General features: G+C 49.6%; 13 protein-coding genes and 1 riboswitch. All 13 genes read left to right on the plus strand.

Annotated elements, in window-relative coordinates:
* The first annotated feature begins 121 nt into the window (after window positions 1-121).
* The gene (locus BP97_RS0115265) at window positions 122-796 is read left to right on the plus strand and encodes a DUF6483 family protein (RefSeq protein ID WP_051620617.1); all 675 of its coding nucleotides are present in this window, start codon (window positions 122-124) and stop codon (window positions 794-796) included.
* A 137-nt stretch (window positions 797-933) separates the two neighbouring features.
* Window positions 934-1,035, plus strand: a riboswitch (purine riboswitch).
* A gap of 157 nt (window positions 1,036-1,192) precedes the next feature.
* Window positions 1,193-1,678 (plus strand): 5-(carboxyamino)imidazole ribonucleotide mutase, encoded by a 486-nt coding sequence (purE, locus tag BP97_RS0115270; protein ID WP_028549878.1) that lies wholly within the window; start codon window positions 1,193-1,195, stop codon window positions 1,676-1,678.
* Entirely contained in the window at window positions 1,675-2,859 is a 1,185-nt protein-coding gene (gene purK, locus BP97_RS0115275) for a 5-(carboxyamino)imidazole ribonucleotide synthase (RefSeq protein WP_028549879.1), read from the plus strand. The genes purE and purK overlap by 4 nt, the downstream gene beginning before the upstream one ends.
* A 36-nt stretch (window positions 2,860-2,895) precedes the next feature.
* Complete coding sequence (gene purB, locus BP97_RS0115280) at window positions 2,896-4,191, plus strand: adenylosuccinate lyase (protein WP_028549880.1); 1,296 nt, start codon at window positions 2,896-2,898, stop codon at window positions 4,189-4,191.
* 26 nt (window positions 4,192-4,217) lie between these two features.
* A complete protein-coding gene (locus tag BP97_RS0115285; protein ID WP_028549881.1) occupies window positions 4,218-5,102 on the plus strand; it encodes a phosphoribosylaminoimidazolesuccinocarboxamide synthase in 885 nt (294 codons plus the stop codon).
* 165 nt (window positions 5,103-5,267) lie between these two features.
* Window positions 5,268-5,510 carry a phosphoribosylformylglycinamidine synthase subunit PurS gene (gene purS, locus BP97_RS0115290; RefSeq protein ID WP_028549882.1) on the plus strand — a complete coding sequence of 81 codons (243 nt, stop codon included), beginning with the start codon at window positions 5,268-5,270 and terminating at the stop codon, window positions 5,508-5,510.
* 73 nt (window positions 5,511-5,583) lie between these two features.
* Complete coding sequence (purQ, locus tag BP97_RS0115295; RefSeq protein ID WP_028549883.1) at window positions 5,584-6,279, plus strand: phosphoribosylformylglycinamidine synthase subunit PurQ; 696 nt, start codon at window positions 5,584-5,586, stop codon at window positions 6,277-6,279.
* On the plus strand, window positions 6,257-8,500 hold the full coding sequence (gene purL / locus BP97_RS0115300) for a phosphoribosylformylglycinamidine synthase subunit PurL (RefSeq protein WP_028549884.1): 2,244 nt from the start codon (window positions 6,257-6,259) through the stop codon (window positions 8,498-8,500). The genes purQ and purL overlap by 23 nt, the downstream gene beginning before the upstream one ends.
* Window positions 8,485-9,969: an amidophosphoribosyltransferase gene (gene purF / locus BP97_RS0115305; protein ID WP_036745958.1), complete on the plus strand. Its 1,485-nt coding sequence runs from the start codon at window positions 8,485-8,487 to the stop codon at window positions 9,967-9,969. Before purL ends, purF begins: the two co-directional genes overlap by 16 nt.
* A 568-nt stretch (window positions 9,970-10,537) precedes the next feature.
* Window positions 10,538-11,578 (plus strand): phosphoribosylformylglycinamidine cyclo-ligase, encoded by a 1,041-nt coding sequence (gene purM, locus BP97_RS0115310; RefSeq protein ID WP_028549886.1) that lies wholly within the window; start codon window positions 10,538-10,540, stop codon window positions 11,576-11,578.
* A complete protein-coding gene (purN, locus tag BP97_RS0115315; RefSeq protein WP_028549887.1) occupies window positions 11,575-12,204 on the plus strand; it encodes a phosphoribosylglycinamide formyltransferase in 630 nt (209 codons plus the stop codon). The genes purM and purN overlap by 4 nt, the downstream gene beginning before the upstream one ends.
* A complete protein-coding gene (locus tag BP97_RS0115320) occupies window positions 12,201-13,388 on the plus strand; it encodes a phosphoribosylaminoimidazolecarboxamide formyltransferase (RefSeq protein ID WP_028549888.1) in 1,188 nt (395 codons plus the stop codon). Before purN ends, BP97_RS0115320 begins: the two co-directional genes overlap by 4 nt.
* Before the next feature lie 30 nt (window positions 13,389-13,418).
* Entirely contained in the window at window positions 13,419-14,150 is a 732-nt protein-coding gene (locus tag BP97_RS0115325) for an IMP cyclohydrolase (protein WP_051620618.1), read from the plus strand.
* Window positions 14,151-14,159 lie beyond the last annotated feature (9 nt).

Below are 14,159 nucleotides of genomic sequence, written 5' to 3' on the forward strand. Positions count from 1 at the left end.
ACTACCCCGGCCCAAGGCCGGGTTTTTCTTTTTCCCATGAGCTATCATTTTTCCAATAGACCTCAACATACGGTACAATATAAGAAGGATCAGCACTTGGTTGATAGCATGGGAGGGGATCATGTTGTACCGCAGAGATTACCTTATGAGGATGATTGAGCAATTTACAGTTTCAATGGGACAAGTCATGTTTCAAAGGAAAAACCGTCGTTTTGCAGAAGCCATGGAGCTGCTGACACAAGCGATGAAACAATTGTTAGGACTCAACTCCAAAATGGTTCGTGCTTTATCTGTGAAAGATGTTATTGCGCTGCTGTCGACAAGCGGATATTTTGATGTGGGGAAAGGGCTTCTCCTGAGTGATATGCTCGTTGCGGAGGGGGACGTGCTGAACGAGGCAGGAGAAGAGGATGAGGGCACGGGCTGCTTGTTAAAAGCGTTAGAGCTTCTGCTGAACATTAGACGCATGGAGGAAGCCGAGCATTTAATAACGGATGTAGACGAGCGTATTGACGCTGTGCTGCCCAAAGTACAAAGCATTCGGATGAATCCTTTTATGATGGAGGTACTTACGGAGTATTATGATGCCGCAGGGCAGTTATCCAAGGCGGAAGATATGCTGTTTTTCATGCTGGATGATGATCCGGGAAATACTACCGCAGTAGAGCAAGGAATCACTATGCTTGAGCGATGGCTGAATTTGTCCCCGGAAGATATGGCGAAGGGCAATTTAAGTGTTGAAGAAATTCGCGAAAGTTACGGCTTACTGTTAAAAATGAAGCAATCTACGAACTAACCGGTGCTAATGTACGGGAAATGGCATTTGAAATGCGAACTTTATCGGAAGTTATTTCACATAATGTTCGCCTTTTTTTGTTGACATCAGCCTTTCATCACTGGTAAACTAAAGGTGTTATCAGATCATGAATTTTAGCTGAAAATGTCACAGTTTCTCGTATAATGTCGGGGATATGGCCCGGAAGTATCTACCCAAAAACCATAAATTTTTGGACTACGAGTAAGCGTAATAAATGAAGGTCGGCGCCGAGGCGCTAGGCCTTAGCTTGCGCTTGAGGAATACTCGTCGTCCTGCCGATAGTTTGCATATGCATGCTGTCTGCCGGACGTTTTGTGTTTAAAGGGATTAAGTAGATTGCATTACAAGAAAAAGCGCATATCACGGAGGTTAGAAATGTCTGCTCTTGTTGGAGTGATAATGGGAAGCAAATCGGATTGGGAGACCATGAAGAATGCATGCGACATGTTGGAGGAGCTAGGGGTTTCTTATGAGAAGCAAGTCGTTTCGGCGCATCGTACCCCGGATTTGATGTTCGAGTATGCGGCATCTGCCGCAGAGCGCGGGTTAAAGGTTATTATCGCAGGAGCGGGTGGAGCCGCTCATTTGCCCGGCATGGTCGCCGCAAAAACGGAACTGCCGGTTATTGGTGTGCCTGTGAAAACTTCCACATTGAACGGAATGGACTCGCTGCTCTCCATCGTACAGATGCCTGGCGGAATTCCGGTAGCAACCGTGGCGATTGGTCATGCAGGTGCAACCAACGCGGGCTTGCTGGCTGCGCAAATTCTTGGAGCCTTTGATCCGGAGCTGCAGCAAAAAGTTCGTGAGCGTCGTGAGCGGATTCGCCAGTCGGTGATAGAAAGCAGTGTGCTGGAATGAGCCAAGCTGCTAACAGCCGCACCGATGCGTTGGTTATTCGTCCCGGAGGAACGATCGGCGTGCTGGGCGGAGGCCAACTAGGCCGAATGCTCGCATTGTCCGGACGGGCGATGGGATATCGTTTCGTTACGCTGGATCCGACTCCTGATGCTCCTTGCGGGCAAGTAGCCGATCAGCAAATCGTGGCGTCGTACGACGATGTAGAGGCAGCTAAAACGCTCGCAGTGCAGTCCGACGTTATCACCTACGAGTTCGAGAATGTGGATGCCGATGTGACTGAGCTCTTAATGGCTCAATCGTATGTGCCTCAAGGAAGCCGGCTGCTCTATACTACGCAGCACCGGTTGCGCGAGAAACGCGCTATCGAAGCGGCAGGCGTGCAGGTAGCGCCGTATGCGGAAATCACTAGCGCAGAGCAGCTTCGCACATCGGTCGAACGATTTGGTACGCCATGCGTGCTGAAGACAGCGACCGGAGGATATGACGGCAAAGGCCAATGGGTCATTCGATCCCTGGATGAAGTGGAGGAAGCTTACGCCGCACTAAGCCAAGCCAAAACAGAGCTAGTGCTGGAACAGTTTATCCATTTCGAAAAAGAAATATCCGTTATAGCGGCGAGAAGCCCCCGCGGCGAAGTAAAGGCTTTCCCTGCTGCGGAAAACATTCATATTAATAATATTTTGCATCTATCCATTGTGCCAGCCAGAACGAGTGAAAGCATTCAACAGGAAGCGGAGCGTCTGGCAATGCGCATTGCTGAATCCATGGATGTCATCGGTTTGATAGCCGTTGAAATGTTCCTGACCAAGGACGGACAGCTGTTCGTGAATGAGCTGGCTCCCCGCCCCCACAATTCGGGACATTACACCATGGAAGCTTGCGCAACGTCGCAATTCGAGCAGCATGTACGGGCGATTTGCAATTTGCCGCTCGGTTCGACGGAGCTATTGACACCAGTTGTAATGGGTAATGTACTTGGGCAGCATGTAGAGCCGCTTCTGGACTGGATCGTTCAGCCGGAATCAGAGCAGCTGGCCGGAGTTACTGCCAAGGTACATTTGTACGGCAAGCAAGAAGCCAAACATAATCGCAAGATGGGACATGTGAATGTACTGGCTGAATCGGTCGACGAGGCACTGCAGTGGATAGAGGCTTCAAACATATGGAAAACTAACAACTAACGAATAGATTAGCTGATAGAAGCGGAGTGGAATAGTTTGATCGATCGTTACACAAGACCGGAAATGGCTAGGATTTGGACGGAAGAAAATAAATTTAATGCATGGCTTGAGGTGGAGCTGCTCTCCTGCGAGGCTTGGGCAGAGCTTGGGGTCATACCTAAGGAAGATGTGAAAGAGCTTCGCAAAAACGCGGCTTTTGATATCGACCGTATTTATGAAATCGAGCAGGAAACCCGTCATGATGTGATCGCATTTACCCGTGCGGTTTCTGAAAAAGTAGGACCTGAGCGCAAGTGGGTTCACTACGGCTTGACTTCCACGGATGTAGTGGATACGGCATTAGGCTATCTTCTAAGACAAGCGAATGAAATTTTGGAAAAAGACATCATTAACTTTATTGAAATTTTGAGAAACAAAGCGATTGAGTATAAAGATACGCCGATGATGGGACGTACGCACGGCGTACATGCAGAGCCAACGACCTTCGGCTTGAAAATGGCTCTTTGGTACGAAGAAATGAAACGGAACCTGGAGCGCTTTCGCTTTGCGGCCGATGGCGTGCAGTACGGAAAAATCTCCGGTGCGGTCGGCACTTACGCTAACATCGATCCGTTCGTAGAAGCCTACGTATGCGATAAGCTCGGTACGAGCCCGGCTCCGATTTCGACACAAACGCTGCAGCGTGACCGTCATGCGGAATACATGGCTACACTGGCACTGATCGCCACATCGCTCGATAAGTTTGCAACGGAAATCCGTGCGCTGCAAAAAAGCGAATTCCGCGAGGTGGAAGAGCCTTTCGCTAAAGGGCAAAAGGGTTCCTCCGCAATGCCGCATAAACGTAATCCGATCGGTTGCGAGAGCATCTCCGGTTTGTCCCGCGTTATTCGTGGACATATGATTTCGGCTTACGAGAATGTAACACTGTGGCATGAACGCGATATTTCGCATTCTTCGGTAGAGCGGATTATTTTGCCGGATGCGACACAACTGCTGAACTACATGCTGAACCGTTTCGGCAACATTGTGAAAAACTTGACGGTGTTCCCTGAGAACATGAAGCGCAACATGCAAAGCACTTACGGCGTTCCGTTCTCCGGTCGCGTCATGACGAAGCTGATCGACAAAGGCTTCAGCCGCGAGCAAGCTTACGATACGGTACAGCCTAGAGCGATGCAAGCTTGGGAAGAACAGCGTTCATTCCGTGAGATTATCGAGAATACGCCTGCCATTCGCGAGCAGCTGAGCCTCGAGGATATCGAAGATTGCTTCAATCCTAGCTGGCATTTGAAGCATGTGGACACGATTTTCAAACGTTTAGGTTTAAATTAATATACTCTGGGGAGGACCAAGCTATCATGGTCTCAACAAAAGCAATTTCGAGTGCCGAGGAATATGTCAAAGCGCCTTTGCTCTATAAAGGTAAGGTTCGTGAGCTGTACGATTTGGGAGAGCATTTTTTGATCGCAGTAACCGATCGCATCTCCGCATTTGACTGGGTGCTTTCTCCGGCTGTTCCTGATAAGGGCAACGTACTGAACAGCTTGAGCAAGTTCTGGTTCGAGCAAACGAAGAACATCATGCCGAATCATGTAGTGCACGGCGATGTCGAGAAGCTGGGCGATATCGTGACAGACCGTGAAATTATGAAGGATCGCTTCATGGTCACCAAGAAAGCGGAACGTATCGATATTGAATGCGTCGTACGCGGCTACATCACTGGTGGCGGATGGCGTCAATATGAAAAAACAGGCGAGATTAACGGTCATAAGCTGCCGGCTGGCCTGCGTAAAAACGAACGTTTTCCAAAGCCTATCTTCACTCCTGCGGCTAAGAACGATGTCGGCCACGATGAGGACATCTCCATCGAACGGATGAAGGAGCTTGTCGGAGCGGAGCTGACAGAACAGCTGGAAGCAAAAAGTATTATGCTGTACGAATTTGCTCGTCAGTTCTGTGAAGAGCGCGGCATTATTTTGGCGGATACGAAATTTGAGTTTGGCCTTATAGACGGGGAAATCATTCTGATTGACGAAATTTTCACCCCGGATTCCTCACGTTTCTGGGCGAAAGAAAACTTCGCCTATGACATCGAAATCGATAGCATGGATAAAGAACCGGTACGGACCTATCTTTCCACTACCGATTGGGATAAAAACAGCGAGCCGGCTCCACTGCCTGCCGATGTAGTCGAGGAGACTTCACGCCGCTACAGAGCTATTTACGACCGATTGGTGAAGTAGTTTGTGGCCGTTACATTTTGCAGTGTTGAATATGAACCACACGAAGTGTTTATGGTTTAAATAGTTAGCAAGGCGAAGCTGAGTACATGCTTTCATCCGGTACTTATTCATTCTCGGAAAAGCTTGAGTTATTACAATAATCACTCCAGAGGAGGATTCACTCTAATGTTAAAAGCAACGGTTTATGTAACGATCAAACAAAGCGTACTCGATCCGCAAGGGGTTGCAGTACAAGGAGCTTTGCACTCGATGGGATTTGACGAAGTAGGTAAAGTGCGTGTAGGTAAATACTTGGAGCTGGAGCTTGGCACAAGCGACCGCGCAGTAGCTGAGGAACGTATTAAAGCGATGTGTGAAAAGCTGCTTGCTAACACGGTTATCGAAGACTATCGTTACGAATTGGTTTAATCAAGGACAGTAATTTTCCGGATAGGATTTACTAATAGACAGACATCGACCTAAAGTGAAGGAGGAGCACATGATGAATTTCGCTGTACTGGTGTTTCCTGGCTCCAATTGTGACATCGACTGCTACAAAGCGGTAGAAGAAACGATTGGCCAGCCTGTTAGCTACGTTTGGCATACCGAAACGGATTTATCTCAATATGACTGTATTATCGTTCCAGGAGGCTTCTCTTACGGGGATTACTTGCGCTGCGGCGCTATTGCACGATTTGCTCCTGTAATGAACGCATTGGTTCAGGCTGCTGAGCAAGGCAAATATATAATCGGCATTTGCAACGGGTTCCAAATTTTGCTCGAATCCGGTTTGCTTCCAGGTGCGATGCTGCGTAATCAATCGTTGAAATTCCGCTGTCACGCGGCTATGCTGCAGGTGGAAAACACAACGACTCCATTTACATCAGAGTACAAACAAGGCGAACTCATCAATATTCCTATCGCTCACGGCGAAGGCAATTACTATTGCGACGATGCGACGCTGGCTGATCTTAAAGCAAACAATCAAATCGTGTTCCGTTATGAAGCAGGTACGAATCCTAATGGTTCCGTGGATGATATCGCAGGTATTTGTAACAAAAACGGCAACGTGCTTGGCATGATGCCGCATCCGGAGCGCGCTGTGCATGAGCTTCTCGGTTCAGCTGACGGCAAACGGATGTTCACATCGATCTTGAGCACTTGGAGGGAAAAACATGGCGCAGCAACTATCGGCTAAGGAGCCAACTGCACAACAAGTCGCAGAGCAAAAAATTTACAAGCAGATGGGCGTTACCGATGCCGAGTTTGATAAAATCTGCGGGTTCTTGGGTCGTCAACCGAACTATGTAGAAATCGGCGTATTCAGCGTTATGTGGTCCGAGCACTGCTCTTATAAAAATTCCAAGCCCGTACTTCGCAAGTTCCCGGTTACTGGTCCTCGCGTATTGATGGGTCCGGGCGAAGGCGCGGGTATCGTAGATATCGGTGACAATCAAGCCGTTGTATTTAAAATTGAAAGCCATAACCATCCATCCGCTATTGAGCCTTTTCAAGGCGCAGCGACAGGTGTAGGCGGCATTATCCGCGACATTTTCTCTATGGGTGCGCGTCCGGTTGCCTTACTGAACAGCTTGCGCTTTGGCCGTCTTGAAAATGAGCGCGTCAAATATTTGTTCGAGCATGTTGTTTCCGGGATTGCAGGCTACGGTAACTGTATTGGTATTCCGACAGTCGGCGGCGAAGTTATGTTCGACGAAAGCTATGAAGGCAATCCGCTTGTCAACGCTATGTGCGTAGGGATCATCGACCATGATATGATTCAAAAAGGCGTTGCTAAAGGCGTAGGCAACCCAGTGTTCTACGTAGGTCCTGCAACGGGACGCGACGGTATCCACGGAGCAACATTTGCTTCCGAGGAATTAACTGCTGAATCCGAAGCGAAACGCCCGGCTGTACAAGTAGGCGATCCGTTCATGGAGAAGCTGGTTCTTGAAGCTTGTCTGGATTTGATCAACTCCGGTATCGTTCTTGGTATTCAAGACATGGGCGCCGCAGGCTTAACCTGCTCCAGCGCGGAGATGGCAAGTAAAGCAGGCAACGGTATGGAGCTGTACCTGGATGAAGTGCCTCAACGTGAAGATGGCATGACGCCATATGAAATGATGCTGTCCGAGTCCCAAGAGCGCATGCTGTTCGTAGTAGAGCCTAAGCATGAAGCTCAAGCCAAAGCAATCTTCGAGCGTTGGGGTCTGCACTGCGCGAAAGTTGGTAAAGTGTCCAATGACGGCCGCTTGAAGCTGTTCCACAAAGGTGAACTCGTAGGCGATATGCCGGTAACGGCGCTTGTTGATGAGTGCCCTGTTTATAACAAGCCTTCTCAAGTACCTGCTTATTATATTGAAAATGGTTCAATCGATACGAACGGCTATGCAGAAGTGACCGATTTGAACGATGCATTGTCTAAAGTACTTGCTTCCCCAACGGTTGCAAGCAAAGAGTGGGTTTACAATCAATACGATTACATGGTTCGTACCAGCACAGCGGTTCGTCCGGGTTCGGACGCAGCAGTAGTTACGATTCAAGGCTCCCGCAAAGCGCTATCGATGTCCACGGACTGCAACAGCCGTTATGTATATCTCGATCCTGAAGTGGGTGGGATGATCGCGGTTGCCGAAGGCGCTCGCAATAACGTATGCTCCGGTGCTGAGCCGTTGGCTATTACGGACAACCTGAACTTCGGAAGCCCTGAGAAGCCGGAAATTTTCTGGCAGCTGGAAAAAGCGGCTGACGGTATGGCGGAAGCTTGCCGCAAGCTCGAAACTCCAGTTATCGGCGGTAACGTAAGCTTATACAATGAAAATGCAAAAGGCGCGATCTACCCAACGCCGGTTGTCGGCATGGTCGGTCTTGTTCACGATACAGATCACATTACTACGCAAGCCTTCAAAAAAGAAGGCGACATCATCATCCTGCTCGGCGACACGAAAGCCGAATTGGGCGGTAGTGAGTTCCAATACGTGATTCACGGCGTAACGGAAGGACGCCCTCCGCAGCTTGATCTGGATGTTGAGAAAAAGCTTTTGAACACCGTATTGGGTGCTATTCAAAAAGGGCTTGTCGCTTCTGCGCATGACTTGTCCGATGGCGGTCTGGCTGTTGCATTGGCTGAAAGCTGCATTAGCGGACGTCTTGGTGCAAAAGTGAATTTCTCCACGGAATTGCGTAACGATATCGCGTTGTTCAGCGAAAGCCAATCCCGTATCTTGTTAAGCGCGTCGCCAGAGCAAGCTGAAGCCTTAAAACAGTGGATTGCCGAGCAAGGCGTTCCATATCAAGAGTTAGGCCAAGTTCAAGGACAAGAACTGCAAATCCAAGTGAATGCTAAACCAGTCATCCAATCACCGGTCGCACAACTAGAAAAGGTTTGGAAGGATGCGATTCCATGTCTGATGAAGTAATGCAGCCGCAGCAGCTATGGACAGGACGTTTCTATAATGATGGAATCAACAGCCATGACGGGCTGTTTGACAAGCTTCGCGAAGAATGTGGCGTATTCGGAGTGTATGGTCACTCCGAAGCCGCTAACCTCTCCTACTACGGTCTGCATGCTTTGCAGCACCGTGGTCAGGAAAGTGCCGGTATTTGCGTGGCTAATGGAACCGATTTTCATTACCATCGTGGTATGGGCTTGGTTAAGGAAGTTTTTAATAACGATAACCTAAGCACGATGATTGGTTCATCAGCTATTGCTCACGTTCGTTATTCGACGGCAGGTGAGAGCAAGCTGGCTAACGCTCAGCCATTAGTGTTCAAATACCGTGGAGGCGATCTTGCGATTGCTACCAACGGTAACCTGCACAATGCTGGGGATATTAAAGCGGAGCTCGAAAGCCAAGGCTCCATCTTCCAAACAACAAGCGATACAGAAGTTATCGCTCACTTGATCGCCCGTTCCAAGCATGATGATATTGTGCTGGCCGTGAAAGAAGCTCTTCTTCGAGTAGAGGGAGCCTATGCCTTCTTGTTCCAAACGAAGGATAAAGTCATTGCGGCTCGTGATCCGCACGGATTGCGCCCTTTTGTAATGGGACGTCTTGGCACAGCCTATTTGTTCGCTTCGGAAACCTGTGCATTTGATGCCGTTGGCGGAACGTATTATCGTGATGTTGAGCCAGGCGAGCTGCTCGTTCTGGACGGGAAAAACGGACTGATCGAGGACCGTTTCTCTCCGATTAAGCAGCGCGCTATCTGTGCGATGGAGTATATTTACTTCGCGCGTCCGGACAGCGACATCGATGCGATCAATATCCACTCCGCGCGTAAGCGGATGGGTCGCCAGCTTGCGCTGGAATCGTTCGTTGACGCCGATATCGTAACCGGTGTACCGGACTCCAGTATTTCAGCGGCGATCGGCTATGCCGAGCAAACCGGTATCCCTTATGAGCTTGGGCTCATCAAGAACCGGTACACCGGCCGGACGTTCATCCAGCCGAGCCAAGAGCTGCGTGAGCAGGGCGTGAAGATGAAGCTGAGCGCGGTGCGCAGCATTGTGGCCGGCAAGCGCGTCGTCATGATCGATGACTCTATCGTTCGCGGCACGACTTCCCTTCGCATTGTTAACTTGCTTCGTGAAGCAGGAGCGACCGAAGTGCATGTTCGTATCAGCTCTCCTCCTTTCAAAAACCCTTGCTTCTACGGCATCGATACGCCAGACCGCAAGGAATTGATCGCCGCTCAGAAGTCGATCGAAGAAATTCGCCAAGCTATCAACGCGGATTCGCTTCATTTCTTAAGCAAAGACGGCTTGCTGGCTTCTATCGGCCGTCCTAATGTCGAGCTGAACCGTGGTCATTGCACAGCCTGTTTTGACAACAGCTATCCAACTCGGATTACCGAGGAGTCTTCTATCGGCTGCGGGTGCGATTAATCTTTGTTAATCGACGATTAGGATTTAATCGTCGTAAAGGCGAGCTTGCGATGCCTTATTCTTTAAGGGTTTAAAGGTTTAGTGTTTAGGGTTTATGGGTTTAAGGTTTTAAGGATTAAGGTTTAAGGTAAGGCGGAGGAGGATAATGACGACTCCGCCATTATATAGTAAATAAACGCAGCCGAGTTTGGGATTGCGTTGGAAGCGAGCGCGGCTAGCGCCGAGGCGAAGGTCCATGTCTGCCGGTGAAGCAGCTTTTGAATGAGTGTTCAATTAGTATGGTGATCAAATAGCGAAGAGAGCGGAATCGTTCTGGAGAAGCGCAGCGTTCCCCTTTGTCCCCGAATTTCAACCGTTAAACACGGTATCTTATCAAGAAATTAGGGGACAACAGGGATTGGAGGAATGATCCGCTCGCGTAAGCTATTTGTTGTCACCTGACCTTCACACTCATTCAACAGCGACCGGAGGCAGCACATGGACAGCAGCCGAGGCACTCTGCTGAGGCCATCAAATGGGTTCTGCTTCCACTCAAACCAAACCTCGGCCCAATAGGGAGTGAAACCAAGTGTCGGATGCATATAAAAAGGCCGGTGTGGATATCGCGGCAGGCAACGAAGCGGTAGAACGAATGAAGAAACACGTGAAAACGACGTTCCGTCCAGAAGTTTTGACGGATTTGGGCGGTTTCGGCGCGTTGTTCGGCTTAAATAAAGATAAATACGAAGAACCGGTGCTTGTTTCCGGCACAGACGGCGTTGGTACTAAGCTGAAAATTGCTTTTGCCATGGATAAGCATGACACGATCGGAATCGATGCTGTTGCTATGTGCGTGAACGACATTGTGGTTCAAGGCGCAGAGCCGCTCTTTTTCCTGGACTACTTGGCATGTGATAAGGTCATTCCTGAGAAAATCGAAGCGATCGTTAAAGGGATCAGCGACGGCTGCGTGCAGTCCGGCTGCGCCTTGATCGGCGGAGAAACGGCAGAAATGCCGGGTATGTACTCCGAAGGGGAGTACGATATCGCAGGCTTTACCGTAGGGATCGTAGACAAAAAGAAAATTATCGATGGCTCCACCATCCGACCTGGTGATGTTGTGCTAGGCTTGGCCTCCAGCGGTGTTCACAGCAACGGCTTCTCCTTGGTGCGCAAGCTTTTGCTTGAAGAAAAAGGCTACAGCCTGCATGATCATATCGATGCACTGGGCGGTAAGCTGGGCGATGTCGTGCTTGAGCCTACAAAAATTTACGTTAAATCCGTATTGGCGGCGCTGGAAAAAGTGCAGCTTAAAGGCTTGGCTCACATTACAGGCGGCGGTTTCATCGAGAATATTCCACGTATGCTTCCAGCTGACGTAAATGTGGAGATCGATTATGGCTCATGGCCAATTTTGCCGATCTTCCAATTGATGCAGCAGGATGGCGGTATCAGCAACAACGATATGTTCCGCACCTTCAACATGGGTATCGGTATGGTGATTGTCGTGTCCGAAGCGCAAGCGGCGGAAGCGGCTGCTATTTTTGAACAGCACGGAGAAAAAGTATATACGCTCGGCAGAGTGACCGCAGGGGAACGCGTCGTAACGTTTACCGGAGCGGAAGTATGATTAAACCCATTCGCATAGCCGTATTCGCGTCCGGAAGCGGGTCGAATTTTCAGGCGATCGCGGATGCGGTTAGTGCAGGCAAGCTCGATGTTCGCATCGAGCTATTGGTTTGCGACCGGCCGCAGGCCCAGGTCGTTCAGCGTGCGCAGGAAGCCGGAGTGCCGGTGCATACGTTCCGGCCGAAGGAATACCTGTCTCGCGAAGCATATGAGCAGGAAATTATGGAGCTTCTGAGGAGCAAGCAAGTTGACCTTGTCGTGCTGGCCGGTTACATGCGTATTTTGACCCATGTGCTGGTCGATGCTTATTGGGGCCGCATGATAAACATTCATCCGTCGCTTTTGCCATCATTTCCCGGACTCAATGCCGTTCGACAGGCGCTTGAGCATGGAGTGAAGATTACTGGTATCACAGTGCATTTGGTAGATGGAGGCCTCGATAGCGGACCTATCCTAGCTCAGCGTGCACTCGACATTCGACCGAACGATACTGAGGAAACGCTCAGCGATCGGATTCATCCGATGGAGCATGAGCTGCTTCCACAGGTTATTCAACATATAGCTACAGGACATATTGATTTAGAACATATCACGAACCTTAAACCGAAGGATGGGATTAAATCATGAGCCAGACGACAAGCGGGACGAACGTGCTGGAATTGCGATACGGAATGAATCCGCATCAAAAACAAGCAAAACTGTACAGCAACGGAGAACTTCCGATCAAAGTTTTGAACGGAGATCCGGGCTTTATTAACCTGTTGGACGCTTTGAATAGCTTTCAGCTTGCACGTGAGCTGCGCCAAGCAACCGGCCTTCCGGCGGCTGCTTCCTTTAAGCATGTAAGTCCTGCAGGAGCGGCAGTTGCATCGCCTTTGACGGATGATTTGAAAAAAGCTTATTTCGTAGATGGCTTGGAGCTTTCCCCATTGGCAACGGCTTATGCACGTGCTCGCGGTGCCGATAGAATGTCTTCCTTCGGGGATGCGGCTGCACTTAGTGACATTGTGGATGCCTCTACAGCCCAATTGTTAAAGCGTGAAGTTTCTGACTTGGTCGTTGCCCCTGGTTATACGGATGAAGCTCTTGAGATCCTCAAAGCGAAGAAAAACGGCGGCTATTTGATTCTGCAAATTGATCCTAACTATGTACCAGATCCGGTGGAAACTCGTACTTTGTTCGGTTTGACGATGCAGCAAGAGCGTAATAACGGCGTTATTGACGCTTCGGCTTTGGATAAAATCGTGACTGAAAACAAAGACCTTCCTGACAATGCCAAAAGAGATCTTCTGATCGCATTAGTCACTTTGAAATATACGCAATCCAACTCCATCTGCTACACGCTGGACGGTCAAACGATCGGTATCGGTGCCGGGCAGCAATCCCGTATTCACTGTACCCGTCTTGCTGGAGACAAAGCTGACCGTTGGTTCCTTCGTCAGCACCCGCAAGCATTAACCATGAAATTCCGTCAAGGCCTCTCCCGTGCAGAGCAAAATAACGCCATCGACTTGTGGCTTGAAGAAGAGCTGACTCCTGTGGAGCAGGCAGCTTGGGAAGCTTGCTTCGATGAGGTTCCGGCTCGCTTGACTCGTGACGAGAAACGCGAATGGCTGAGCAAGCTACAAGGCGTATCCTATGGTTCTGATGCTTTCCTGCCTTTCCGCGACAATCTCGACCGCGCAAGCCGCAGCGGTGTGAAATACGTAGTTCAAGCCGGAAGCTCCATGCGTGATGAAGAAGTGGTGAAAGCCGCTAACGACTATGGCATGGTAATGTGCTATTCCGGCGTACGCCTGTTCCACCACTAAAATCGACGCAGTTCAGGGGAGGATTTTATCGTGACAACGACTAGAGCCGCTCAAGCGGATCAATATATTAATTCTTTAAGCAGCAACGCATACCCAGGACGCGGTATCGTTATCGGCGCAACGCCGGACGGTACCCGTCTGGTTCAGGTGTACTGGATTATGGGACGCAGCGAGAACAGCCGTAACCGTGTATTTATTCAAGAGGATAATGGATTTGTTCGTACGGAAGCTAAAGATCCTGCCAAATTAACCGATCCTTCGCTCATCATTTATTATCCGGTGAGACATGTGAACGGAGCTCACATCGTTACTAATGGTGACCAAACCGATACGATCTATGACGCACTGCAATCCGGCGGTTCCTTCGAATCCGCACTAGCAACTCGTACGTACGAGCCGGATGCTCCGAACTTCACGCCTCGTATCAGCGGTCTGATTGACTTGAAGGACGGACAATTTTCTTACAAGCTGTCTATCTTAAAATCCAACGGCAATGTGGAAGATCAAACGCTGCGCCACACCTATACGTACGAAAAAGCGATTCCTGGCTATGGGCATTGCATTCATACGTATCAAGGGGACGGCAATCCTCTTCCATCGTTCCAAGGAGAGCCTGCACTTGTTCCTCTTACGAATGATGTTCGTGAAATCGCTGACCTGTACTGGAAAGCGCTGAACGACGAGAACAAGATCTCCCTGCTTGTCAAAACGATCGATATCGCAAGCGGCCAGACTGAGCTGCTCGTAGTGAACAAGGATTAAGGGGGAGCG

Origin of the sequence: Paenibacillus sp. UNC451MF (genome assembly GCF_000686845.1) — a bacterium.
Taxonomy (GTDB): Bacteria; Bacillota; Bacilli; order Paenibacillales; family NBRC-103111; genus Paenibacillus_S.